The 23,098-nt window shown below is 59.4% G+C and carries 21 protein-coding genes and 1 pseudogene; 12 read left to right on the top strand and 10 right to left on the bottom strand.

Annotated elements, in window-relative coordinates; translation table 11 throughout:
- The first annotated feature begins 34 nt into the window (after positions 1-34).
- Both BN1130_RS23005 and BN1130_RS01690 read left to right on the top strand, forming a co-directional pair.
- Positions 35-169 (top strand): hypothetical protein, encoded by a 135-nt coding sequence (locus tag BN1130_RS23005; protein WP_269745744.1) that lies wholly within the window; start codon positions 35-37, stop codon positions 167-169.
- 164 nt (positions 170-333) lie between these two features.
- A complete protein-coding gene (locus BN1130_RS01690) occupies positions 334-864 on the top strand; it encodes an REP-associated tyrosine transposase (RefSeq protein ID WP_042039883.1) in 531 nt (176 codons plus the stop codon).
- 50 nt (positions 865-914) lie between these two features.
- Here BN1130_RS01690 and BN1130_RS01685 read toward each other — a convergent pair whose 3' ends face one another.
- On the bottom strand, positions 915-1,469 hold the full coding sequence (locus BN1130_RS01685) for a hypothetical protein (RefSeq protein WP_042039882.1): 555 nt from the start codon (positions 1,467-1,469) through the stop codon (positions 915-917).
- A 150-nt stretch (positions 1,470-1,619) separates the two neighbouring features.
- Positions 1,620-3,791 (bottom strand): DNA helicase II, encoded by a 2,172-nt coding sequence (gene uvrD, locus BN1130_RS01680; RefSeq protein WP_042039881.1) that lies wholly within the window; start codon positions 3,789-3,791, stop codon positions 1,620-1,622.
- Between the two features lie 521 nt (positions 3,792-4,312).
- On the opposite strand from uvrD, the gene BN1130_RS01675 reads away from it, so the two are divergent.
- The 5 genes and pseudogenes from BN1130_RS01675 (at position 4,313) to BN1130_RS01660 (ending at position 9,322) form a co-directional block, all read left to right on the top strand.
- Positions 4,313-5,311, top strand: coding sequence for a BMP family lipoprotein (locus tag BN1130_RS01675; RefSeq protein ID WP_042039880.1), 999 nt, complete (start codon positions 4,313-4,315; stop codon positions 5,309-5,311).
- Positions 5,312-5,457: 146 nt separating this feature from the next.
- A complete protein-coding gene (locus BN1130_RS01670; RefSeq protein ID WP_042039955.1) occupies positions 5,458-7,038 on the top strand; it encodes an ABC transporter ATP-binding protein in 1,581 nt (526 codons plus the stop codon).
- A gap of 85 nt (positions 7,039-7,123) precedes the next feature.
- Positions 7,124-8,242: an ABC transporter permease gene (locus BN1130_RS01665; protein ID WP_042039879.1), complete on the top strand. Its 1,119-nt coding sequence runs from the start codon at positions 7,124-7,126 to the stop codon at positions 8,240-8,242.
- Positions 8,243-8,244: 2 nt separating this feature from the next.
- Positions 8,245-8,350 (top strand): annotated as a pseudogene (locus BN1130_RS23260) (ABC transporter permease); the annotation flags it as partial.
- A 6-nt stretch (positions 8,351-8,356) separates the two neighbouring features.
- A complete protein-coding gene (locus BN1130_RS01660) occupies positions 8,357-9,322 on the top strand; it encodes an ABC transporter permease (RefSeq protein ID WP_042039878.1) in 966 nt (321 codons plus the stop codon).
- A 162-nt stretch (positions 9,323-9,484) separates the two neighbouring features.
- Here BN1130_RS01660 and BN1130_RS01655 read toward each other — a convergent pair whose 3' ends face one another.
- Complete coding sequence (locus BN1130_RS01655; RefSeq protein ID WP_232301908.1) at positions 9,485-9,988, bottom strand: TM2 domain-containing protein; 504 nt, start codon at positions 9,986-9,988, stop codon at positions 9,485-9,487.
- 127 nt (positions 9,989-10,115) lie between these two features.
- On the bottom strand, positions 10,116-11,021 hold the full coding sequence (locus tag BN1130_RS01650) for a LysR substrate-binding domain-containing protein (RefSeq protein WP_042039876.1): 906 nt from the start codon (positions 11,019-11,021) through the stop codon (positions 10,116-10,118).
- Between the two features lie 133 nt (positions 11,022-11,154).
- Here BN1130_RS01650 and BN1130_RS01645 point away from each other — a divergent pair, with 133 nt between their 5' ends.
- The 4 genes from BN1130_RS01645 (at position 11,155) to BN1130_RS01630 (ending at position 15,547) form a co-directional block, all read left to right on the top strand.
- A complete protein-coding gene (locus BN1130_RS01645; RefSeq protein WP_042039875.1) occupies positions 11,155-12,282 on the top strand; it encodes an S-(hydroxymethyl)glutathione dehydrogenase/class III alcohol dehydrogenase in 1,128 nt (375 codons plus the stop codon).
- Positions 12,283-12,353: 71 nt separating this feature from the next.
- The gene (fghA, locus tag BN1130_RS01640; protein ID WP_042039874.1) at positions 12,354-13,202 is read left to right on the top strand and encodes an S-formylglutathione hydrolase; all 849 of its coding nucleotides are present in this window, start codon (positions 12,354-12,356) and stop codon (positions 13,200-13,202) included.
- 403 nt (positions 13,203-13,605) lie between these two features.
- Positions 13,606-15,039, top strand: a complete 1,434-nt coding sequence (locus BN1130_RS01635) for an L-lactate permease (RefSeq protein ID WP_042039873.1) — start codon at positions 13,606-13,608, stop codon at positions 15,037-15,039.
- A 1-nt stretch (position 15,040) separates the two neighbouring features.
- Positions 15,041-15,547, top strand: coding sequence for a DinB family protein (locus BN1130_RS01630; RefSeq protein WP_042039872.1), 507 nt, complete (start codon positions 15,041-15,043; stop codon positions 15,545-15,547).
- Positions 15,548-15,669: 122 nt separating this feature from the next.
- Here BN1130_RS01630 and BN1130_RS01625 read toward each other — a convergent pair whose 3' ends face one another.
- The 3 genes from BN1130_RS01625 to BN1130_RS01615 all read right to left on the bottom strand — a co-directional run bounded on the left by BN1130_RS01625 (position 15,670) and on the right by BN1130_RS01615 (position 17,935).
- Positions 15,670-16,392, bottom strand: a complete 723-nt coding sequence (locus BN1130_RS01625; protein ID WP_042039871.1) for a head GIN domain-containing protein — start codon at positions 16,390-16,392, stop codon at positions 15,670-15,672.
- 191 nt (positions 16,393-16,583) lie between these two features.
- Positions 16,584-17,330, bottom strand: coding sequence for an SDR family oxidoreductase (locus BN1130_RS01620; protein ID WP_042039870.1), 747 nt, complete (start codon positions 17,328-17,330; stop codon positions 16,584-16,586).
- On the bottom strand, positions 17,327-17,935 hold the full coding sequence (locus BN1130_RS01615; RefSeq protein WP_042039953.1) for a TetR/AcrR family transcriptional regulator: 609 nt from the start codon (positions 17,933-17,935) through the stop codon (positions 17,327-17,329). The genes BN1130_RS01620 and BN1130_RS01615 overlap by 4 nt, the downstream gene beginning before the upstream one ends.
- An 87-nt stretch (positions 17,936-18,022) precedes the next feature.
- On the opposite strand from BN1130_RS01615, the gene BN1130_RS01610 reads away from it, so the two are divergent.
- Positions 18,023-18,484 (top strand): HPP family protein, encoded by a 462-nt coding sequence (locus tag BN1130_RS01610; RefSeq protein WP_157013851.1) that lies wholly within the window; start codon positions 18,023-18,025, stop codon positions 18,482-18,484.
- 146 nt (positions 18,485-18,630) lie between these two features.
- On the opposite strand, the gene BN1130_RS01605 is transcribed toward BN1130_RS01610, so the two are convergent.
- The 3 genes from BN1130_RS01605 to BN1130_RS01595 are packed head-to-tail and all read right to left on the bottom strand — an operon-like array spanning position 18,631 to position 22,633.
- The gene (locus BN1130_RS01605; protein WP_042039869.1) at positions 18,631-19,464 is read right to left on the bottom strand and encodes a hypothetical protein; all 834 of its coding nucleotides are present in this window, start codon (positions 19,462-19,464) and stop codon (positions 18,631-18,633) included.
- A gap of 2 nt (positions 19,465-19,466) precedes the next feature.
- The gene (locus BN1130_RS01600; RefSeq protein WP_042039868.1) at positions 19,467-21,056 is read right to left on the bottom strand and encodes a hypothetical protein; all 1,590 of its coding nucleotides are present in this window, start codon (positions 21,054-21,056) and stop codon (positions 19,467-19,469) included.
- 20 nt (positions 21,057-21,076) lie between these two features.
- On the bottom strand, positions 21,077-22,633 hold the full coding sequence (locus tag BN1130_RS01595) for an OmpA family protein (protein ID WP_042039867.1): 1,557 nt from the start codon (positions 22,631-22,633) through the stop codon (positions 21,077-21,079).
- Positions 22,634-23,098: the final 465 nt, after the last annotated feature.

Raw genomic sequence — 23,098 nt, 5'->3', positions numbered from 1 at the left:
GGTGGGTGTCCCGGATTGTTTTCCGGATTGTTGATTGTTCCAGATTGTTCTCCCCCACTGGCAACCCGACCCCTACGCCCTGTTCGCCGTCTACCCCTTCCACAAGGAGCAGTCCCCCAAGGTACGGCTCTTTATCGAATTTATCGTCAAGGCGTTTCAGTTACGGTGACTCTGACAAGCGGGAGCCTGGGACCCGCCTGTCGGGCGAAATGTCGATAACCCGCCTCTATTCGACGTGTAGGTTCGATTAGCGAAGCGTAATCGGACGTTCGCGTGATTGGGTATATAGCGGCAAGGCTATGCTTGGCTTTTCTGACTAAACGGGGAAAAGGCATGGCCAACTGGCGGCGGGCATGGTGGCCCGGCGGAACCTGGTTCTTTACCGTCAATCTGCTGGAGCGGCGCAACAACAGGTTGCTGGTGGAGCAGATCGACCTGCTGCGTCATAGCGTTGCCAAGGTGCAACAGGCTCACCCCTTCGCCATTCATGCCTGGGTGGTGTTGCCCGACCATCTCCACTGCATTCTCTCTCTGCCGGAGGGAGACAGCGATTTCCCCCTGCGTTGGCGGCTGATCAAGAGCCACTTCTCCCGCGCCTTGCCGGTGAACGAGCGGCGCAGCCAGACCCGGTTACGCCACGGGGAGCGGGGCATTTGGCAACGCCATTATTGGGAACACCTGATCCGGGATGAGCAGGATTACCGCCACCATATGGATTACGTCCATATCAATCCGCTCAAGCATGGGTACGTAACGCAGGTGGTCGACTGGCCTTACTCCACCTTCCATCGTTACGTGGCGAGTGGCGTCTATCAGCAGGATTGGGGCGGATCGGTGGATGGGGCGTTGAAGGGATTGGAGTAAACCTCTCAAGGGTTATGTCAATGTGAATGTCCGATTACGCGATCGTCCGATTACGCTTCGCTAATCGAACCTACAGACCTATTTATCTTTAAGGTACGCATGAATTCCAACGTGTCTAAAAATAAATCAGAAAGTTCTTGTCGAGAAATCACCATATCTTCATTAACTTGCCAAGCTATACCGACGTCATAATCAAAGCCTGGATACGCTATCTGGAAGTCTGTTTTCTTGTAGTCTCTAGCTGGTTCCAGTTTTGCCAGTGGTATTCGCAAACGCGCGAATCGGGTTCTTGCAGCCTGGAATCGATGCAATACTACTACTGGGTCATCACTTTTTTGTTCTTTAAGGAGCTGAGTTAGCGTTCGCACAACCTCATACGCCCCCAAAATCCATAAATAAGAATGTGTAAGATGACGTTGTATCAAGTCATAATCGTTATTGGCATCACCACCATTCTTGTATTTTTGAACCAACTCAAAATCTATCTTGCATAGGTTTGCATCCATTTCGCCAAGATTTTGCACAAGGCTCATTAAAAAAGGCTCAAACCTGATCAATCCAATTGATACTTTAAGCCAGCGTTCAAAACGTAATTCACTATTCATTATCTACTCCGTGGAAATGGAAATTTAAAAACTCCGTAGGTTCGAATAGCGAAGCGTATTCGGACGATCGCGTATTTAAAGTCGTCGCGATATAGCATATATAACCAACCCGCCCTAAGCCGGGTTGGTGCAGTTAAAAAGCGAGAAAAGCTACAGCGCTTCCAGTCTGGCATACGCCGTCACCAGCCACTTGGCGCCGACCTCGTCGAACTGGATCTGCACCCGGCTCTGCTGGCCGACCCCTTCGAAGTTGAGCACTATCCCTTCGCCGAATTTTGGATGGAGCACCCGCTGGCCGAGCTTGATGCCGCTGGCGTCGAAGCTCTGCTGCACCTCGTTCTGGCTGAAGCGGCCGTACTGGGTGGGGCGGCTCACCTGAGTGCGCAGCCGGATCTCTTCCAGACACTCGGCGGGCATCTCGCGGATAAAGCGGCTCGGCTTGTGGAACATCTCGCGGCCGTAGATGCGGCGGCTCTCGGCATAACAGATGTAGAGCTTCTCCATGGCGCGGGTCATGCCGACGTAACAGAGGCGGCGCTCCTCTTCCAGGCGGCCCGACTCCTCGGTGGATTGCTGGCTGGGGAACATGCCCTCCTCCACACCGACCAGCAGCACCAGCGGATATTCGAGGCCCTTGGCGCTGTGCAGTGTCATCAGCTGCACCGCGTCACTGTATTCGTCCGCCTGATTCTCGCCGGATTCCAGCGCCGCGTGGGCGAGGAAGGCGGAGAGGTCGCTCATATCCTCCAGCTCGTCCGGGCGATTGTACTGACGGCAAGCGGTGACCAGCTCGTCCAGGTTCTCCACCCGTGCCTGGGATTTCTCGCCTTTTTCCGCCAGATACATGGCCTTGAGGCCGGAGTGCTGGATGGCGATGTCCGCCTGCTGATGCAGGGGCAGCAGGGAGACCTGTTCCTCCAGCGCATCCACCAGCTCGACGAAACCGCGCACCGCGTTGCCGGCGCGACCGGTCAGCACCTTCTCATCGAGCAGGGTGCGGGCCGATTGCCAGAGGTTGAGGCCACGATCCCGGGCGTTGTTGCGCAATATCTCCAGGGTGCGCTCGCCGATGCCCCGGGTCGGGGTGTTGACGACCCGCTCGAAGCTGGCGTCGTCGCCTCTGTTGTTGATGAGGCGCAGGTAGGCCATGGCGTCCTTGATCTCCTGGCGCTCGAAGAAGCGCAGGCCGCCATAGATGCGGTACGGCATGGCGTCCTGCATCAGCGCCTCTTCCAGCACCCGGGACTGGGCGTTGGAGCGATAGAGGATGGCGCAATCGGCGAGCAGGCCGCCCTTCTCCTTCCAGTCCTTGAGGCGACCGACCACGAAGCGGGCCTCGTCCACCTCGTTGAAGGCGGCGTAGAGAGAGATAGGATCCCCATCAGCCCCCTCGGTCCACAACTCCTTGCCGAGCCTGTCTGAGTTGTTGGCGATGACGCTGTTGGCGGCCTTGAGGATATTGGCGGTGGAGCGGTAGTTCTGCTCCAGCCGTATGGTCTGCGCCCCCTGATAGTCGGTCAGGAAGCGCTGGATGTTCTCTATCTTGGCGCCGCGCCAGCCGTAGATGGACTGATCGTCGTCACCCACTATCATCACCCGGCCGGACTCGCCTGCCAGCATCCGCAGCCAGGCGTACTGGATGCCGTTGGTATCCTGGAATTCGTCCACCAGGATATTCTGGAAGCGATCCCGGTAGTGCTCCAGCACATGGGGCCGGTTCAGCCACAGCTCGTGGGCGCGCAGCAGCAGTTCGGCAAAATCCACCAGCCCGGAGCGATCGCAGGTCTCCTGATAGGTCTTGTAGATCTGCTGATAGGTGCGGGTGACGGGGTCGCCGTAGAGGTCGATGTCACCGGGGCGCAACCCCTCATCCTTCTTGCCGTTGATGTAGCCCATCACGGCGCGGGGGGCCCAGTGCTTCTCATCGAGGTTGAGCGCCTTGAGCACCCGGCGGATCAGCCGGTACTGGTCGTCGGAGTCGAGGATCTGGAAATCCTGGGGCAGGCCCGCGTCCAGATGGTGGGCGCGCAGCAAGCGGTGGGCGATGCCGTGGAAGGTGCCTATCCACATGCCGCGCACCCCGTCACCTATCACCTTCTCGACCCGGCCACGCATCTCGGCGGCCGCCTTGTTGGTAAAGGTCACCGCAATGATGGAGAAGGGTGAACAACGCTCCACCTGCATCAGCCAGGCGATGCGGTGCACCAGCACCCGGGTCTTGCCCGAGCCGGCACCGGCCAGCACCAGCAGATTGCTACGGGGCGCCGCAACGGCATCTCTTTGCTTGTCGTTGAGCCCGTCGAGCAGGGTCGAAACGTCCATCACCACTCCTGTTTATTTATACAGGCAGGGATTATACGGCTTGTGTGGGCTCAGGCCAAATCGGCGTGCATGTCCTCCGCTGACATGCCCCCATCGGCCCCACAGGCGCAGCCCCTCACGGGATCCCCTTGGCCGTCGCCATCCCCTTCCATCTGCATGCTGGCTCCCATGCACCACGGATCTCAACCGATGAGCCTCCCTGGTCAAAACGCCGGAAATGGGTCAAATGGGAATCAATAGAAACCTGCTATCGAGCCAATGGGGGAAAACGCTTGCGCACAACCCTATGATTTGTAATCAAAATGTCATTTGAGGCTGGATAAATTCAGCACAAAAAACCATAAAAAGGCTTATAAACAACAACTTATAAAGCAGTTCTCTTATGTTTCAAATCGTTAGCGCAAACGTTTTTCTGCTACGCACGCCTTGACCCCCATGCCCACTCACTTACAGTTAGCCTGCGTGCACTGGCGCCTGCACCGGCAGGCCATGGACCCTCAATAACAATCAAGGATAAGATCGTGACTAAGGTACTCAAACTGGCCAGCGTGGCCGCCTTCACCCTGGCCGCTCTCTCGGCCCAGGCAGCTTCCCAACCCGCCGTCATCTATGACACCGCAGGCAAATTCGACAAGTCGTTCAACGAAGCCGTGTTCCGCAACGGCGTCGAAGTCTACAACAAGGACAAGGGCGTCAAGGTCAAGGAGTTCGAACCCCAGAATGAGGCCCAGCGCGAGCAGGGTCTGCGCCGTCTGGCCAGCCGTGGCAACAGCCCGATCGTCGCCGTTGGTTTCAACATGGGCTCGGCGGTCGAGAAAGTCGCCACCGAGTTCCCCAACGTGCAGTTCACCATCATCGACATGGTGGTCGACAAGCCGAACGTGCAATCCATCGTCTTCAAGGAGCATGAAGGCTCCTTCCTGGTCGGCGCCCTGGCAGCCATGGCCTCCAAGACCGGCAAGGTCGGCTTCGTGGGCGGCATGGACATCCCGCTGATCCGCAAGTTCGAGTGCGGTTATGAGCAGGGTGCCAAATACGTCAATCCGAAGGTCGAGGTGTTCCAGAACATGACCGGCTCCACCCCGGCGGCCTTTGCCGATCCGGCCAAGGGTGCCGAGCTCGCCAAGTCCCAGTTCGCCAAGGGCGCCGATGTGGTCTATGCCGCCGCCGGTGGCACCGGGATCGGCGTCTATCAAGCCGCCAAGGACGAAGGCAAGCTGGCCATCGGTGTCGATTCCAACCAGAACCACCTGCAGCCGGGCACCATGCTGACCTCCATGGTCAAGTCGGTCGGTCTGGCCGCCTACAAGACCTGGGAAGATGGCGCCAAGGGTAGCTGGCAGCCGGGCATTCAGTCCCTGGGGCTGGCCGAGGGCGGCGTGGACTGGGCGCTGGATAAAGACAACGAGGCGTTGATCACCCCCGAGATGAAAGCCAAGGCGGATGCCATCAAGGCCGACATCATCGCCGGCAAGGTCAAGGTGCATGACTACATGAGCGACAGCACCTGTAACTACTGATCGTTCCTTAGCTACTCGACACCCCACCACCGGCCCGTTCGCGGGCCGGTTTTTCAGTCTCTCCTTCACCCTGGCACAGGCTGGCTATGGATAGCCGCACCGCCGGGCGCGGGCGCAGACTCTTCATGATTAGCAAGGACTGCATCATGGACCAGACAGATCGCTACGCCATCGAATTGCGCGGTATCGACAAGCGGTTTGGCGAGGTTTACGCCAACAAGCAGATCGACCTGCAGGTTCAAAAAGGCAGCATTCATGGCATCGTCGGCGAAAATGGCGCCGGTAAATCGACGCTCATGAGCATCATCTACGGTTTTTATCATGCCGATCGCGGCGACATGCTGGTCGACGGCTCCCCTTTCCGCCCCCATGGCTCCCAAGACGCCATCGCGGCCGGTATCGGCATGGTGCATCAGCACTTCATGCTGGTGAACAACTTCACGGTATTGGAAAACGTCATCCTCGGCGCCGAGAACGGCTGGCACCTGGGCAAGAGCCTGGCGGCGGCCGAAAAGCTGCTCGGTGAGCTGGCCCGGGACTATGGCCTGGAAGTGCCCCTGCACGAGAAGGTTGAAGATTTGCCGGTCGGCCTGCAACAGCGGGTCGAGATCCTCAAGGCACTCTATCGCGGCGCCCGCATCCTGATCCTCGACGAACCAACCGGGGTGCTGACCCCGCAGGAGGCGGATCACCTGTTCGAGGTGCTGAAAAAGCTGCGGGATCAGGGCACCACCATCATGCTCATCACCCACAAGCTGCGGGAGATCCTGGCCATTACCGACAGCGTCTCCATCATGCGCCGGGGGGAGATGGTCGCCCATGTTGCGACCAGGGACACCGACAAGGAGCAGCTCGCCGAGCTGATGGTGGGCCGCAAGGTGCGGCTCAAGGTCGACAAGGGCCCGGCCCAGCCCGGCGCACCCAAGCTGCGCGTCGACAACCTCAGCTATCGCGATGAGGCCGGAGTCGAACGGCTCAAATCGGTCAGCTTCGCGGTGCGGGCCGGGGAAGTGGTCGGCGTGGCGGGCGTCTCGGGCAATGGCCAGTCCGAGCTGCTCAGCCTGCTCGGCGGCATCCTCAAACCCAGCCAGGGCAGCTTCACTCTGGATGGCAAGGGCCAGGTCCATCACATCGACAGCCAGCACCCGGCAAGCCCGGAGCAGGTACGCGACTATGGCCTGGGCCATGTGCCGGAAGACAGACACAAGATGGGCCTCATCAACCGCTTCGACGCCCAGGAGGCCTTCATCCTCGGTTATCACCAGCGTCCCCTCTACAACAGAGGCTGGCTGCAGAACAAGGGCGCCATCCGTCAGGACTGTCAGGCCAAGATGGACAAGTGGGACGTGCGCCCGCCGAGCCCGGATCACAAGACCGCCAACTTCTCCGGCGGCAACCAGCAAAAGCTGGTGATAGCACGGGAGGTGGAACAGGATCCGGACGTGCTGCTGATTGGCCAGCCCACCCGGGGCGTGGACATTGGCGCCATCGAATATATACACCAACAGATCATCGCCATGCGCGATCAGGGCAAGGCCGTGCTGCTGGTCTCGGTGGAGCTGGACGAGATCCTCTCCCTCTCGGATCGCATCCTGGTGATCAGCGATGGTCGTCTGGTCGGCGAGCTGGATGCCAGCACGGCGGACGAGCGCACCATAGGGCTGATGATGGCGAATATCCTTCCCGATGAGGTGGCGGCAAGCCAGCCCCAGGGAGCCACGCCATGAGACCCGCATTCACTCCCATAGGGATGACGCTGATGGTGACCACGATCACTGCCCACGACGAGATCCCCGGCAAGGAGAGCCAATCATGAGTCAACAACGCGTTCCGGCCTGGGTATCGGTCGGCGTCCTCTCGGTCATGAACATAGGGCTGGCCTTCCTGGTCTCCGCCATTCTGTTCTATTACCTGGACATCAAGCCCCTCGAAGCCGCCCAGATCATGTGGTACGGCGCCTTTGGCACCGGCGAGGGAATAGGTTTCACCCTCTACTACGCCACCGGCTTCATCTTCACCGGTCTGGCGGTGGCGGTGGCCTTCCACGCCGGGCTGTTCAACATCGGCGGTGAGGGGCAGGCCTATATCGGCGGCCTGGGGGTCGGGCTGGTCTGCCTGCTGCTCGGCGACCTCTTACCACCTATCTTGCTGGTGCCGCTGGCCATCATCGCCGGTGGCCTGTTTGGCGCAGCCTGGGCCTTCATCCCGGCCTGGCTGCAAGCCAAGCGGGGCAGTCACATCGTCATCACCACCATCATGTTCAACTTCATCGCCGCCTCCCTGATGGCTTACCTGCTGGTCGATGTCTTCAAACCGGCGGGCTCCATGGCCACCGAGAGCAAGGTGTTCGCCATCAACAGCTGGCTGCCGAAGATGAGCGAGCTGGCGGCCGGCATGGGGATTGAGATGTCCACCAGCCCCCTCAACATCAGCTTCTTCTGGGCGCTGATCTGCGCGGCCCTGGTATGGGTCTTTATCTGGCATAGCCGCTGGGGTTACGAGATCCGCGCGGTGGGCGCCAGCGCATCGGCCTCCGCCTATGCGGGCATCTCCTATCCCAAGGTGGTGATCCTGGCCATGGTGATCTCCGGCATGCTGGCGGGCTTCTTCGCCCTCAACGTGCTGCAGGGGGAACTGCACCAGATCAAGCTCAACTTCGTGGAAGGCTTCGGCTTCACCGGCATCGCGGTGGCCTTGATGGGCCGCAACCATCCGGTCGGCGTCATTATCGCCAGTCTGCTGTTCGGCTTCCTCTATCAGGGGGGCGCCGAGCTCAGCTTCGAGTTCGGGGTGGATCGCAACATAGTGGTGGTGCTGCAAGGCTTGGTGATCCTGTTCTGCGGCGCCCTGGAGCACATGTTGCGCCCGCGCATCGAGCAGGTCTATCTGGCCATTGCCAACCGCTCCACCGCGCAAGTCAAGGGAGTCTGACCATGTTTGAAACACTGATCCTGATGCTGGACGCCACCATCCGCACCGCGCCGCCGCTGATCCTGGCGGCCATGAATGACAGGCATGTTTTGCGAGTCGAAGGGAGTCCACATCATGTTTGAGACACTGATATTGATGCTGGACGCCACCATACGTACCGCGCCACCCCTGATCCTGGCGGCCATGGCGGGGATGTTTTGCGAGCGCGCCGGTGTGGTCAATATTGCCCTGGAGGGCAAGCTGCTGGCTGCCGCCTTCGCCAGCGGCGCGGCGGCCGCTGTCTCAGGCTCCGCCTGGATAGGCCTGGGCGCCGGGGCTGGCGTCGCCATCCTGTTCGCCCTGCTGCACGGCTTTGCCACCATCACCCATCGCGGCGATCAGGTGGTGAGCGGCATGGCCATCAACATACTGGCAGCCGGTCTGACCGTCACCCTTGGCCGTTACTGGTTCGATCAGGGCGGCCAGACCCCGGCGCTGTCCGGCGCGGCCCGTTTCGCCCCCATCGACCTGCCCTACGCCAAGGAGCTCTATGACGTGCCCGTCATCGGCCAGCTCTACAGCGAGCTGCTGAGCGGCCACTCCCTGCTGGAGTACGTGGCCTTTGCCTGTGTGCCCCTGGCCTGGTGGGTGCTGTTCCGTACCCGCTTCGGCCTGCGGCTGCGGGCGGTGGGCGAGGCCCCGGCCGCCGTGGATACCGCAGGTATCTCAGTGGTGAAGATGCGTTACACGGCGCTCATCATCGGCGGCCTGCTGGCGGGTATTGGCGGCACCTACCTGGCGGTGGCCCAGACCGCCCAGTTCATCCCCAACATGAGCGCGGGCAAGGGCTTCATGGCGCTGGCCGCCCTGGTGTTCGGCAAGTGGCGCCCCTGGAGTGCCATGGCGGCCTGTCTGCTGTTTGGCTTCCTCGACGCGGTCGCCATCCGGTTGCAGGGGGTCAGCATCGGCGACTTCCCTATCCCGGTGCAGGCCATAGAGGCGCTGCCCTATGTGCTGACCGTGTTCCTGCTGGCCGGCTTCATCGGCAAGGCAGTGGCCCCCAAGGCCCTCGGCACCCCCTATGTGAAGGAGCGGGAATAGGACTAGCCTTCCCATTCAAGTGGCTGGTCTTAGACTTATCGCACCCGACACTTACGCGGCGGATGGGCCTATAAAAAGAGCCCACTCTTTTCAAAGAGTGGGCTCTTTCTCAATCTGAACCCTACTTGTAAGGAACTACGATTTATCAATGTGATTAATTAGTTAGAACCATACTTTCTTATCTATTACATAGGTTTGTTCAAATTCTTCATCTGATTTTGAAAGATAAATAACGAATTCGACGAAGGCAATAATACCGATAACCATCGACGGAAAACCGAGCAGGATAAAGCCAAACAAAAAAATCAGCAGCATGATTACACCTTGCTTGGTGTAGCCAAGATAAAATTTATGCGCACCAAAGGCGCCTAGAAAAAAAGCAAATAATGCAGCTGCTACTTTCTTCGACCCAACAATATTAGAGGCCACTACGTAGATAGCCTTTGCGTCCTCTCCTTCAACAGAAAAATCAACTTTTAATCCACTTTTTGGGCGCTGGCTTCCTTTCCATTCACTCATATCAAGTTGATATCGTTTACCATCATCTGCCGAAATCAAGCCAGTCCGGTTGGCCTCATTGAAATCAATTACCGTGCCTTTCATTTTTATCTGTCCCTTATCCATAAAAAGAGGTGAAACCAAGCCTGAACAGGTCTGATGTGCCAAATAGGTTACACCAAGAGAGGCTCATATGAAGCAAAATAATCATACAGGCATAGTCTAGTCAGAACCATCCGCTGGCCTCCTTCTAGTCTCATCATCACTCACAACCAGTCTGCCCAAGCCTGGCCCTTCAGCCGATAGGCGGTGCCAGGGAAGGCTGGCCGGGCTGGTCGAGCCGCTCGGCCAGATAGTCCACCAACAGTCGCACCTTGGGGGATAGGTGACGATTCTGCGGGTAGAGGGCCCAGATCCCCTCTTCGGGGGCCCGCATCTCGGGCAGCAACTCGATGAGGCGACCGGCGGCCAGGTGATCGCTGACGTAGTAATCGGGCAATTGCACTATGCCTATCCCCTTGAGGGCCGCATCCATCAGGGCATGGCCGCTGTTGCACTTGAGCAGGCCGCGCACCCGCACGCTGTACGGGCGGCCATCCAGGGTGAAGTGCCACTCGTCACCGTTGCCGAGCAGGCAGGTGTGGCGGCTCAATTCCGAGAGGCTGTTGGGCATGCCCCGACTCGCCGTGTAGCCCGGGGAGGCACACACATAGGGCACCCGTCCTGCCAGACGGCGCGCCACCAGGCTCGAATCCTTGAGGTGACCGAGCCGGATCGCCAGATCGTAACCATCGTGCACCAGATCCAGCAGCTGATTGGTGAGGTTGAGGGTCACCTCCAGGGCCGGGTAGCGCACCATGAAGTCGTTGACCAGGGGGGCGATGCGGCTCTCGCCATAGGAGACGGGGGCCGTGATGCGCAGCAACCCCTGGGGCTGGGCCTGATGCCGTCCCAGGGCCAGCTCGGCTTCGTAGAGGTTGTCGAGCAGCTGACGGCAGTGGCGGTAATAGATCTCGCCAAGCTCGGTGAGCCGCACCTGACGAGTGGTGCGCAGCAGCAACTTGGCCTGCAGCCTGTCTTCGAGCTGCGCCACCTGGCGGCTGACCTGGGCCACCGACACCCCCAGCTCTCTGGCCGCCGGGGTAAAGCCCCCCTGCTCCGCCACGCTGACAAATTCACAGACCCCTTCCCAACCGAACATTATTACCTATGTGTAAAAGTGATTTGATATTTGACCCCATTATCACCAAATCAGCGGGAAACTACACTGAGGTTCGGGTCAGCAGACCCTCTTTTTATTTCATCCGCCAACGCGCACAACCAGAGGAGTCTTTATGGCACAGGTACAGAGCATCAAGTGCAAGGCCGCCATCGCCTGGGGTTCGGGTCAGCCCCTCTCCATCGAAGAGATTGAGGTGATGCCGCCCCAGGCCGGTGAAGTGCGGGTACGCATTGTCGCCACCGGCGTCTGCCACACCGATGCCTTCACCCTGTCCGGTGAAGATCCGGAAGGGGTCTTCCCCTGCATCCTGGGCCATGAGGGGGGCGGCATCGTCGAATCCGTCGGCGCGGGGGTTACCAGCGTCAAGGTCGGCGATCACGTGATCCCGCTCTACACCCCCGAATGCGGCGAGTGCAAGTTCTGCAAATCCGGCAAGACCAACCTGTGCCAGAAGATCCGCACCACCCAGGGCAAGGGCTTGATGCCGGACGGCACCACCCGTTTCTCCTGCAATGGTCAGCCCATCTATCACTACATGGGCACCTCCACCTTCAGCGAATACACTGTGCTGCCCGAGATCTCCATCGCCAAGGTGGACCCGGCCGCGCCCCTGGAAGAGGTGTGCCTGCTCGGCTGCGGCGTCACCACCGGCATAGGCGCCGTGATGAACACCGCCAAGGTCAAAGAGGGTGAGAGCGTCGCCATCTTCGGGCTGGGGGGCATCGGCCTCTCCGCCGTGATCGGCGCCCGTCTGGCCAAGGCCGGTCGCATCATCGCCATCGACATCAACGAGAGCAAGTTTCCGCTTGCCCGCAAGCTCGGCGCCACCGACTGCATCAACCCGAACGACTATGACAAGCCCATCCAGGAGGTGATCGTCGAGATGACCGACGGCGGCGTCGACTTCTCGTTCGAGTGCATCGGCAACGTCAAGGTGATGCGCGCCGCACTCGAGTGCTGCCACAAGGGCTGGGGCGAGTCGGTCATCATCGGCGTGGCCGGGGCCGGTCAGGAGATCAGCACCCGTCCGTTCCAACTGGTCACCGGCCGAGTCTGGCGCGGCAGCGCCTTCGGCGGCGTGCGTGGTCGCAGCGAGTTGCCGAGCTATGTACAGCGCTACATGCAGGGTGAGTTCCGGCTGGATGACTTCATCACCCACACCATGGCGCTGGAGCAGATCAACGAGGCGTTTGAGCTGATGCATGAAGGCAAGAGCATCCGCACCGTCATCCACTACTGAGTCAGCAGGGGCGGGGTTATCCCCGCCCCTATTCGTTCATCCCAGGCGCCCCATGGCGCAGGAGATCCCAGATGTCGTTAGATATCATCGCCAGCAACAAGAGCTTCGATGGCTGGCACAAGCAGTATCGTCACGAATCGAACCTGCTCGGCTGCGAGATGCGCTTCGCCGTCTATCTGCCGCCTCAGGCCCTGACCGGCCAGAAGGTACCCGTGCTCTACTGGCTCTCGGGCCTCACCTGCACCGACGAGAATTTCATGCAAAAAGCCGGTGCCCAGCGCATCGCCGCCGAACTGGGCATCGCCCTGGTGGCACCGGACACCAGCCCCAGGGGTGAGCAGGTGCCCGACGATGCCGGTTACGACCTCGGCAAGGGCGCGGGTTTTTACGTCAACGCCACCCAGTCCCCCTGGCGCGAGCATTACCAGATGTATGACTACGTCACCCGGGAGCTGCCCGCCCTCATCGAGACCCACTTCCCCATCTCGAATCGCCGCGCCATCAGCGGTCACTCCATGGGAGGTCATGGTGCCCTGATCGCCGCCCTGCGCGAGCCGGGCCGCTACCGCTCGGTGTCGGCCTTCAGCCCCATCAGCCACCCGAGCCGCGCCCCCTGGGGCCAGAAGGCCCTCGGCGCCTACCTCGGCAACAACCCCCTGCTGTGGCAGGAGTGGGATAGCTGCCAGCTGCTGCGTCATCATGATTGCCAGGCGCTGCCCACCCGGGTCGATGTCGGCCTGGACGATCCTTTCCTCGACGAGCAGCTCGGTATCGATGCCCTGGCGGAAGCCGCCGAGGCCAAAGCGTGGCCTCTGGAACTGCACCGTCATGCTGGCTACGATCACAGCTACTTCTTCGTGGCGAGCTTCATCGAAGCGCACCTGCGCTTTCACGCCGAGCATCTGCTCGATCGCCCCTGATCGCCCCGCGTATCGAGGGCAGCCCAACTGCCCTCCTCTTCCCGAGCTGTCTGCCGACATTTGCCCCCTCACTTCCCTTCCCGGCCTCCTGCGCCCTTTTCTCACCCCCATCGCAGATATTTTGCCTGACATTAAATCTTGCCAGCCCGAGCAGGCGCAGCAGATATGGTGCCCCCTCCCCCAACCGCGCACCCCACGGCATCGCCGCCAGAACCCCCAGCTGGGCGCCGACAGATGGCGCCAGCGGATCAACCCCAGCAGTATTAACCTTCATTAATCCAATTAAAAACAAATGTTTATGCTAACCACACACAAAGTGGACCACCTTGAATCTCATCTACCGGCGTGCTAGAAAATCGCCAAGACTCTTTCGTCACCCTTACCCCCATTACGAGATCCTATCATGATTGCCCTCATCCAACTCTCCCCCATACTGCTGGTGATCTCCCTCATCATGGGGCTGAAACGCCCGCCGGTGCAGGCGGCCCTGATGGGATCCCTGCTGACCCTGGCCCTGTGGCTGGGCGGCCTGGCGGATCCCTTCCTCCCCGCGACCCTGGTGCGGGTGCTGCAAGACAGCACTGTGCTCTTCCTGAGCACGGCCTGCGTGATAGCCCCGGGCTTGCTGTTCGTCATCTACCTCGAGCGTATCAGGGCCAATCAGGCCCTGGAGGGCTGGGTGAGCGGGCTCGGCTGGCGGGGGGCCGCACTCGGGGTCTTCGTCGTGCTTGGGCTGGCTCCCCTGCTCGAGTCCATGACCGGCTTCGGGGTCTCGCTGATCGCCACGGTTCCTCTGCTGCTGGCCCTGCTGGATCGCCAGGTGGCGCTACGCATCGCCCTCACCGGCATGTGCATCATGCCCTGGGGCACCCTGGGGCTGGCCACCGTCATAGGGGCGGCCCTGGCGGGTCTGCCCGCAGAGACGCTTGGCGCCTGGGCCGCCTGGACCAGCGCCCCTGTCTTCATGCTGGCCATCTGCCTGGCCCTCTGGCTGATGGGGCAGAAGAACCCCCTGGTCTATCTGGCAGGCTGCGCCATGGCCGGGCTCTTCATCGTGCTGCTGCACTTCATCAGCCGCACGGCTGGGCCCGAGATAGCGGGGGTCGGTGCCGGTGGTACCATACTGCTGGCCGGACTGGCCTGGGCCCGTTTCAAGGAGCAGGCCCGGCTCCAGTTTCCCCGTCAGGCGTGGCCCTACCTCGCCTTGCTGGCGGCCATCTTGCTGCTCAAGGGACTCAACGCCCTGTTTGGCATCGCCGATCTCCTGGTGATCCAGGGCAATCAGGTCAGCTGGAAGCCCCTCGCCTCCCCTGGTCTGGCGCTGCTCTGCGTCAGCTTGCTGCTTATCGCCAGAGAGGGTAGCCAGCAGCTGAGTCAGGCCTGGTTCACCCGGGCCAAGCGCCCCCTGCTCACCATCCTCTTCTTCCTCTTCATGTCCCAGCTGCTGGTCAAGGCTGGCTTCCTGACCAGCATAAATCAGGGCCTGAGCGAGCTGAACGCCAGCCTGCTGAGCCCCCTGATCGCCCTGTTCGGCGGTCTGTCTGGCTACATCACGGGTTCCAACGTCGGCGGCAATGCCATCGTCATGCCTTCCATCGCGCACCTGCCCCTCGCCGAGTCGCTGCTACCCATCATGGCAGCCGTCCAGAACAGTGCCGCTGGTCATGCCGCCCTGGGCTCCCTGCCCATGGTCGCCCTGCTGATCGGCCTGGCCAAGGGGAGCCATGAGGAGGAGCAGAGCCTGATCCGCTTCGCCTTCTGGCTGGTACTCGCCAACACCCTGCTGGTCGCGGCGATCGGGACCCTGCTGGCCAATGCCATCACAACCGGAGGCTGACATGCCCATCTTCACCACCCTGCTGGCCATGCCTGACCGATTCGAGCAGCTGTTCGACCAGGTGCCTGACGATCACCTGAACTGGGAGCCGGCCAACTGGGCCGGTATTCCCTCCGAGCGCTTCTCGGCTCTGGGCCACCTCTGTCACCTGCTGGACATAGAGACCCAAGGCTATCAGGTGCGCTTTATGCGCACCCTGGAGGAGACCCGGCCCGAGCTGGCGTCCCTCGATGGCTATCAGCTGGCCCAGGACAATGACTATCCCCATCAGGATCCCGCCGTGCAACTGGCCCGCTTTCGCGCCGCCCGCACTCACACAGTCACCTGGCTCCAGGGGCTGCCCCCCTCGGCCTGGGGGCGACGGGCCCATTATGGCAACTATGGGGAGATCACCCTGGATGGCCTGGTGCGTCTGCTGGTCAGTCATGACCACCAGCACCTCGCCGGGATGCAGTGGCTGCTGATGCGGCTCAACGCCGACAGGGAGCTGCAGCTTCCCCTCGCCTGAACCGCCATGCAGCCACAGGGCAGGGGGACGACGCAGGCAGGGCTCGCCCTCCCCTGATGGGCAGGCACAATAAACGAAACGGGCCCGTCAGGGCCCTGTTGCATCGACATCCAGCCTGGCGTTCAGCCGCCCTGGCGCACCAGTTGTCCCGACCCCTGGATCTCGCTCTCTATCTCGGGTCTCCCCCAGTAGTCGATGTTGCCGGAACCGGCGATGGTAGCTGTCAGCCTCTGCGCGGCATGTACCGCCACATCTCCGCTGCCAGCGATATTGATCTCGACCTCCCGTGCCACCAGCTCCGCAGCCTCTATGCCGCCGGAGCCAGCGATGTTGAAGGTGAGGCTGTCCGCATGACCCTGGATCAGCTCGAGATCCCCTGAGCCGGCGATGTTGCCCTCCAGGCGCTTCATCGCCAGTCGGTTGGCGCGGATCCCCCCCGACCCCGCCAGGGAGAGGCTCAGCTCATCTCCCTCGAAGGCGCCGATCTCGCCCCGGCCGCTGCCCGCCAGCGCCAATGCCCGCAGGGCAGGCAGCGTGATGGTCACCTTGAGTCGCTCGCCGGGGTCGAGGCGGTAACCCTCCTTGACCTCTATCTCCAGCTTGCGGCCACTCTCGCTGAAGGTCAGATAGGGCAAGAGATTTTCCTGCCCCTCCAACCGGATCCCGCGCTGCGTGCCGGGCACCAGGGTGATGTCCGCTGGCACCACGGCCAATATGCTGTCGATCCTGTCGCCAAGGGGCAGCTGCTGAACGACCGGGGAGCCCTGGCCTCGCACTATCTCATCGTCTTGCCAGCTGCACCCCGCCAGTCCCAATGCCAGTACCATGGCCACTATCTGTTTCATCTTGTTCATCCTTGCTGCCAGGGGCCCCCATGGGCCTCTCCCTTGCCCCTTTATCGCAATCCTTATGCCAAAACATAACAGACTGATTTATATAAAAAATACCCTTAAACCGCCGCATTCCATGGGCCATTAAAGAGCCATTCAGACCACAAGTTGGTCAGCTTGACCAACCCCATGCGGGGGATCGCGCCTCAGCGCCCCCCTGCAAGATCGATGAAGGCACCGGTGACATAGGACGCCTCATCGCTCAGCAGCCAGCGAATGGCGGCGGCGACCTCGACCGGCTCACCCCCGCGCCCCATGGGGATCTGGGGCGCCAGGCGGGCCACCCTGTCCGGCTCGCCGCCATCCCCGTGCATCTCGGTGTGGATAAAGCCGGGCCGCACGCAGTTGACCCGGATCCCCTCTCCCGCCACCTCCAGTGACAAGCCCCGGGTCAGTGTGTCTATGGCTCCCTTGCTGGCGGCATAGTCCACATATTCATGGGGCGAGCCCAGCCGGGCCGCCGCCGAGGAGACGTTGACGATGGCGCCACCCCGGCCACCGTGGCGATGGGACATGCGCCGCACCGCCTCCCGGCAGCAGAGAAACTGGCTGGTGACATTGGTGGTCAACAAACGGTTGATGCGGGCGGCGTCGAGATCTTCGACCCGGCTCTGGGGCAGCAAGATGCCCGCATTGTTGACCAGGGCATCGAGGCCGCCGAAGTGCGCGTCAAGGGTCTGGAACAGCCGCACCACCTCCCCCTCCTCGGCGAGATCGGCCCCTATGGTGATCACCTCGGTCCCCTGGGCCCTCAACGCTTCGGCCAGCGCCTCGGCGCGGGCCGCTTCGCGCAGATAGTTGAGACAGAGCCGGTCCCCCTGCTGCGCCAATAACCGGGCGGTGGCGGCCCCTATGCCGCGACTCGCCCCCGTGATCAGTGCCACCTTGCTCATTCTGGACTCCTTGTCGTTAACTCATTGATCTTGTTTGCCATCCTGCCATGACATGGCCCTGTTTCCCCCAGGGACTGGCCGAGCAGGGCCCATGCCAGGGGGCGAACCTGACTCAACGCCTCAGCCTGCTGATAGCTGTGCGTCATCACGACCGCTCCCTCCAGCAGCAGGCAGAGCCTGGTCGCGGCCTGCTCATCACAGTCCAGGTTCTGACTCACCCACAGCAGCAGGGCACGCTTGTGCGCCGCCACCAGCTTGCGTACCGGGTGGCGCGGATCGCCAAACTCGGCGCTGGCATTGATAAAGTTGCAGCCGTAGAAATCGCTGCGGCCAAACCAGTCGGCGAAACCATCGAGCAGGGCCTCCAACCTGGCCTCCCGGCCGGAGACACCGGCCAGTCTGGTGTCGAGCAGGGCAAAGAATTCGACATCGCGGGCCGTCAGGACGGCTTCGATCAGGGCATCCTTGGTGGGAAAGTGGCGATAGAGGGTACGTTTGGTGCTGCCCGCCTCTGCCCAGATGCGATCTATGCCGGTGGCGTGAAAGCCATGGCGGTTGAACAGCCGGTAGGCGGTCGCCATCAATTGCTGCCGTTTCTCGCTCATCATCTATTTCCCCTTGAAGTACACCGATCTGTCTACCTAATGTCTCAACCTGGGTCAAGGCACCCGCAACACATCAGGAGAACAGAGATGGAATGGAAACGATGGCAAAACGCCTTGCTGGCGGGACTGGGGGCCAGTCTGGCCATAGCCCTGCTTGGCTGGCTGGATCTGGGTTGGCAGCTGCCCCTGCTGATGGCACCTTTTGGGGCGAGCTGCGTGTTGCTGTTCTCCCTGCCACAGAGCCCGCTCGCGCGCCCGCAAAACGTGCTGGGTGGTCACCTGCTCGCCGCCGCAGTGGGTCTGTTGGTGCAGGGGTTGCCCCTGCCACTCGAGATCAAGCTGGCCCTCGGCGTGGGGCTCGCCATCGTGCTGATGCAAGGGCTGGGGCTGATACATCCCCCCGCTGGTGCCAATCCGCTGCTGGTGCTGCTCACGGCCCAGTCCTGGCCCTTCCTCTGGCAGACGGTGCTGCCCGGCGCCCTGCTGTTGATAGTGATCGCCGCAGGATATCGTCGGCTGAGCCGCAAGCCAGCTCCGGCCCTGGCCTGACGCCGACCACGCAACAAAACAGGGAGGCTTGGCCTCCCTGCTTTGTCTCTTCTGGTTTTTAACCTTGTTAATCTGATACAGACCTAATTGCGCAGGGTAATGAGGGGCTCCCCAATGGGCATCCCACTACCAATACGCTATTAGTGTCAGCGCAGGTCAGTGCTGAGGCTTGGGGTGCCAAAATTTGAAAGTGCCGCATTTGAGCCTTCAAAATACTGGAACCAGAAGTCGCCGAGTGCATCCATGGTCTTGCCGGAGCGATAAGCATGCTTCACCGAGTCAGTCACTAGTCCTGCGCCAGCAACATAGACCCGGGCGCCCTGCAAATCAGCAAACAGCGCCTTGCTCTTTGCCAGCTTGAGCTCATCGCTCACATTCAACTGCTTGATCTTGTTAGTCGCGTAGAAGCTGGTGTAATCAGAATGCTCAAGCATGTCCGAAATCAGGAACACAACACGATCGCTGATCCCTTGCTCCATCCTCATATCCTCACCCACTTTACGCAGAGAGTTCATGATCTCGCTCTTTGGGATGTCCTGACGAGCTTCACGCAATGCTTTCACGAACTGCTTGCCAAAGCCGCTACGAAAGACCTTTGTTTGTGTCGCCAGGCAGGTGTCCAGGCTGCGCAATTTGCGCATGCTGACATCATCCCGGATCTCCCCCTCCAACGGCATATCCAGTTGTCCTGCGTAGGCCAGGCGAAGGTATTCGCCAGGTAAGAAGGCGGAGAAGGTATAGAGCTTGACGCGATCACCGGTCTGTACGAACCGATCGATCTGCCCCCAACTGCTACGTTGCAGATCATCAGGCATAGGAATGGTCTGGTCGATGATGACCACCAGCTCGCGACCGCTACCCGCAGGCTTGATATCGGTCAGGCCATTGCGTTCATAGCAGCTCTGCATATCGTTACGGTCGGCGGCCAAGGCTGCGCAGGGCAGCGTCAACGCCAGTAGTAATAGCTTGGTGATTTTCACGATTAGGCACTCTGCTTGGTTGGGAACAGGCCGAGGGTCTTGAGGGCCATTTGCTGCTCACGGATATCACGCAGTTGAGCTTCATCCACCCCCAGTGCGCGACTGGCTGCGGCTAGATTTTCCTCAGGTAAACCGGTGACATCATGAAAATCGGATGCCTTGATATCGGATACTACCTGGGTCGGGACTGCTGCAACAGGCACAGGGATTGGGACAATCTCAGCTTGAGGTGCTGCTGGTACCACAGGGGCCAGCTGAGTGGCTTGCTCTACCTGTACCGCTTGGGTGGTTGGCCTGGACGATACTTTGCCCGCCTTGAACTTAACAAAGGCCAAAAAGTTGCGATGGGCAGAATTTTCCCCTTCCAGTGCACCCAACACACCTGAGTTGGTGTGGTCACGGCTAGACAGCAAGGTCTGAAGACGGCGCAGCTTATCATCAGCATGGCTGGCAATGGCCGTTCGCTGCTGATCCATTGCGTCCAGCATTTCCTCGGCAGTGGCATACTCGTGGGTCAAGCGCCAAGCTGCCTGGGAGTGCGTTCCCGCAAAGTAGTATTTGCTGGCAAGCCAGATACTGATGCCTTGGATAGCGATGTAGATCAGTGACAACATGACGTACGTCGTCAGGCTAGCTTCACGGATGGCCTGCATTTTGTCTTCAATGGTGGCCTCGTCAGCCTCACTGTTAATGGCTTGTGACTCCTCCGGCAGATCAAACGGCGAACCAATACTGCTCTCATTCTGTGCAGTCACTTCTGCACGCATACTGTTAACCATCTCGGTTTCGATACTGTCTAGGGTGGCAGAACGAACCACGAAGGCCCCCACAGCCATAGAGGTAACAAAAGCCGCACAGACAGCCAACCAGAAGAACTTGCGAGTCACGCCTGAGTTTACATCCTTCAGGCGGGCCAATAGCTGCTCATAATCCGGTTTGTCAGAGTCCGAGAAGGAATCCTCCAGATTGATCGCTTTGTTGGCCTTCAGGGTACGAGAGCGTTTGGAAGGTTCTTCACCTTGCCACCAATGACGAGCACGGGCAATCAGACCATTATGATGCAGAGAGTGCCCAGCAACTTCCGCTAAGAGTGCCGACACAACAGCAAGCAAGAGCGCAGCACCTGCCGTCAGCAAGTGACGATCATTGGTTGAGGCATCCATGTTCATCCAGCCTGCAAGCACATAGGCAAACCCCATGGCCTCGACTACTACCAAAACCAATACCAAAATAAGCACCCACGCAGGACGCGGGGAACGGCCAGCCTCCCCTGCCTTTGCCAAGTAGTCCAAGGAGGCGTTGTAAGCCTCCGGGCCTTTCATATATTTTTTATATTCGCGGTAGTACACATTCGACAGGGTCACTTCGTGGTTTATCCAGCCATCCCCATCGACAGAGGCCGGTTTGCGCGAAAGGCGAGCAACAGTGCCAATCAGAGGAAGGCTGTGCCATACCCGGATCAGGAAGTAGGACACATTTTCCCAGTGCTTCCACACCACAACGGCGCTCAAAAGAAATGAAATAATGCCAACAGTCAGCATTTGATTGGCGAGGATCAACGCTTTAAGCGCTGCCAGAGAGAAATCTTCCACTAATAAGGTACTCCGTTTTCTTACTTGGAATTGGTGGCGGGGATTGGCATGTACGAAGCCACGTAGGCCTCTGAACCAGACGGATAGAACAGGGCGCCTTGGCTTACCTTGGCGTTACCTTTACTGAACACAAGATCCATGCAGGACACAGATGCCTTGGGGTCGCTGGCGAAGACACGGTAAAGCACTTCACTCTCGCCTTCGTAAGTGTTGGCCACAGCCTTGAGGGTTTGGGCCTTTTTCTGGCCTGAGCTCTTGTAGCCCTGAACAACCTGCAGGATTGGCTGACGATCGACCTTGGCATTATCACGCAAGATGGAAACCGGAGAGACAGTCACCAGATGACCGTTGACGGTATTGGCCCAGACACGGTTGTTATAGCCCGGCATGTACTCCTTGGTGGCATGACGTTCAAGCGGCTTGTCATTTGCCATGCTCAACACTTGTCCAGCACTGCGCGGTTTATCCGCTTCACAACTCGACATCGGCATGTCACTCGCATAAGCATTGCTGATTAGGGCAAAACCACTCGCCTTGGGTTTGATATTCTGGGCCATATTCCACTGATAGGCATCAGCCGGGCTGCCACCAAAGTCCACGGCGGGCTTGGTCTTGGGTGCTGTCTTGGCCACGTTGGTGTCAGGTAAGCTTTGTTTAGCGGTGGCTTGACTAGCCGTTGTTTTCTGAGAACCCGCCACCTTGCTTGGACTGCTTGCGGGCTGGCCTGCCGATTTGGACGCGGCCATATTAGGCTTGGCGGTATCGGAAGCTCCATAACGCAGATATCTGGTATTGCCCTCTTCGGACTGAGCCCGCATCACCAGAGCCTGTTCGTTCGCGAGTTCGACGATCTCGACCCGGCGATTCTGGCCACGAAGCAGCAAATCGCTGTTATCTGCAATGGGACGAGAAGAACCAGCTCCTTGGTAATAAATAGAGGTGGCAGGAATACCCGCCTTCACCAATACCTTGCCGACTGTTTGAGCTCGGCGTTCAGACAATTTCTGATTCAAATCTGCAGGACCAGTCGCATCACTGTGACCTACGATGAGAATTCGACGCGATTGAAGCTCCTTGGACACATCGGCTTGGTCGGTAGTCTGAGTTTTGGCATAAACCTGAGCTAACTTCGTCACAACGCGCTGGCCGCTCTCTGTCAGCTGCTCAGAGCCAATCGCAAACATACCAGTGTCCGGGATCTGAGCGACTAAGCCAGCATTCTGCGGTACAGCCGTCACCACTGTTGGCTCGGCGAGCGTCAGCTGTTCTGTAGTTATCTTGAGATTCTCTTCCTGAGCAATACGGTCCAGCTCACGCAGCCGAGATTGCCATGCATATCCAGCGGCGCAGCCGAGGGCCCCGCCAATGGCAGCACCTGCCACTACACCGTCTTTACCACTGAGTGCATACCCGGTGACGCCACCAGCAATCATGCCTGCACCGCAAAGTACGGGCATCCCATAATTTTTCCCAATATCGTTGACGGTCGCGTTGAAATCTTGCATCTGCTGCGAGCTGCAGCCAGCGGCAATCATAAAAGCACAACTAAGAGCGGTAAGACGAAACGATTTATTCATACTATTCCTTGCCTAACTTATTTACAGTCAGCAGCGTCCTGCCACATAACCAATGCCTAAACTGCAGTTTTATTAGATATCATCATTTTTACTCATCATTTCCCTTGACAACCCAAACGATTTACCTGCTCGCGAAAATAAATGACAAAGCCAGCATTTACTGCACAAATATCACCCTCCAATGAAGGTAAATAAATCGAAAATATATGAAATTAATTATGACCCCCCCCCATACGGGGCGTCTGATACCATAACGATTTAAATTTATCAGCTTGCATGCATTATCTTATTTTACAGTAAGTTGTCGTTTGCAGGCAAAGGGGGAGCCACTCCGAAATTTTTATAGATTAGATAATGCTTCGGCGATTAAATAGGAGCATAAATAATGCACATGTAATAGATGTTAATTAATGTGGCAGCCTCAATATTTAGACATCCTCGATAAGATGTCACGAACTTTCTCAC

Origin of the sequence: Aeromonas rivuli, from assembly GCF_000820045.1 — a bacterium.
In the GTDB taxonomy this organism is placed as follows: domain Bacteria; phylum Pseudomonadota; class Gammaproteobacteria; order Enterobacterales; family Aeromonadaceae; genus Aeromonas; species Aeromonas rivuli.
Note: the sequence above shows the minus strand (reverse complement) of the source record. Positions and strands in the feature narration are given on the sequence as shown.

Coding starts and splice junctions, on each gene's coding strand:
- BN1130_RS01690 (WP_042039883.1), top strand. CDS start 334: ATGGCCAACTGGCGGCGGGCATGGTGGCCCGGCGGAACCTGGTTCTTT.
- BN1130_RS01685 (WP_042039882.1), bottom strand. CDS start 1,469: ATGAATAGTGAATTACGTTTTGAACGCTGGCTTAAAGTATCAATTGGA.
- uvrD (WP_042039881.1), bottom strand. CDS start 3,791: ATGGACGTTTCGACCCTGCTCGACGGGCTCAACGACAAGCAAAGAGAT.
- BN1130_RS01670 (WP_042039955.1), top strand. CDS start 5,458: ATGGACCAGACAGATCGCTACGCCATCGAATTGCGCGGTATCGACAAG.
- BN1130_RS01665 (WP_042039879.1), top strand. CDS start 7,124: ATGAGTCAACAACGCGTTCCGGCCTGGGTATCGGTCGGCGTCCTCTCG.
- BN1130_RS01660 (WP_042039878.1), top strand. CDS start 8,357: ATGTTTGAGACACTGATATTGATGCTGGACGCCACCATACGTACCGCG.
- BN1130_RS01650 (WP_042039876.1), bottom strand. CDS start 11,021: ATGTTCGGTTGGGAAGGGGTCTGTGAATTTGTCAGCGTGGCGGAGCAG.
- BN1130_RS01645 (WP_042039875.1), top strand. CDS start 11,155: ATGGCACAGGTACAGAGCATCAAGTGCAAGGCCGCCATCGCCTGGGGT.
- fghA (WP_042039874.1), top strand. CDS start 12,354: ATGTCGTTAGATATCATCGCCAGCAACAAGAGCTTCGATGGCTGGCAC.
- BN1130_RS01635 (WP_042039873.1), top strand. CDS start 13,606: ATGATTGCCCTCATCCAACTCTCCCCCATACTGCTGGTGATCTCCCTC.
- BN1130_RS01630 (WP_042039872.1), top strand. CDS start 15,041: ATGCCCATCTTCACCACCCTGCTGGCCATGCCTGACCGATTCGAGCAG.
- BN1130_RS01625 (WP_042039871.1), bottom strand. CDS start 16,392: ATGAAACAGATAGTGGCCATGGTACTGGCATTGGGACTGGCGGGGTGC.
- BN1130_RS01620 (WP_042039870.1), bottom strand. CDS start 17,330: ATGAGCAAGGTGGCACTGATCACGGGGGCGAGTCGCGGCATAGGGGCC.
- BN1130_RS01615 (WP_042039953.1), bottom strand. CDS start 17,935: ATGAGCGAGAAACGGCAGCAATTGATGGCGACCGCCTACCGGCTGTTC.
- BN1130_RS01610 (WP_157013851.1), top strand. CDS start 18,023: ATGGAATGGAAACGATGGCAAAACGCCTTGCTGGCGGGACTGGGGGCC.
- BN1130_RS01595 (WP_042039867.1), bottom strand. CDS start 22,633: ATGAATAAATCGTTTCGTCTTACCGCTCTTAGTTGTGCTTTTATGATT.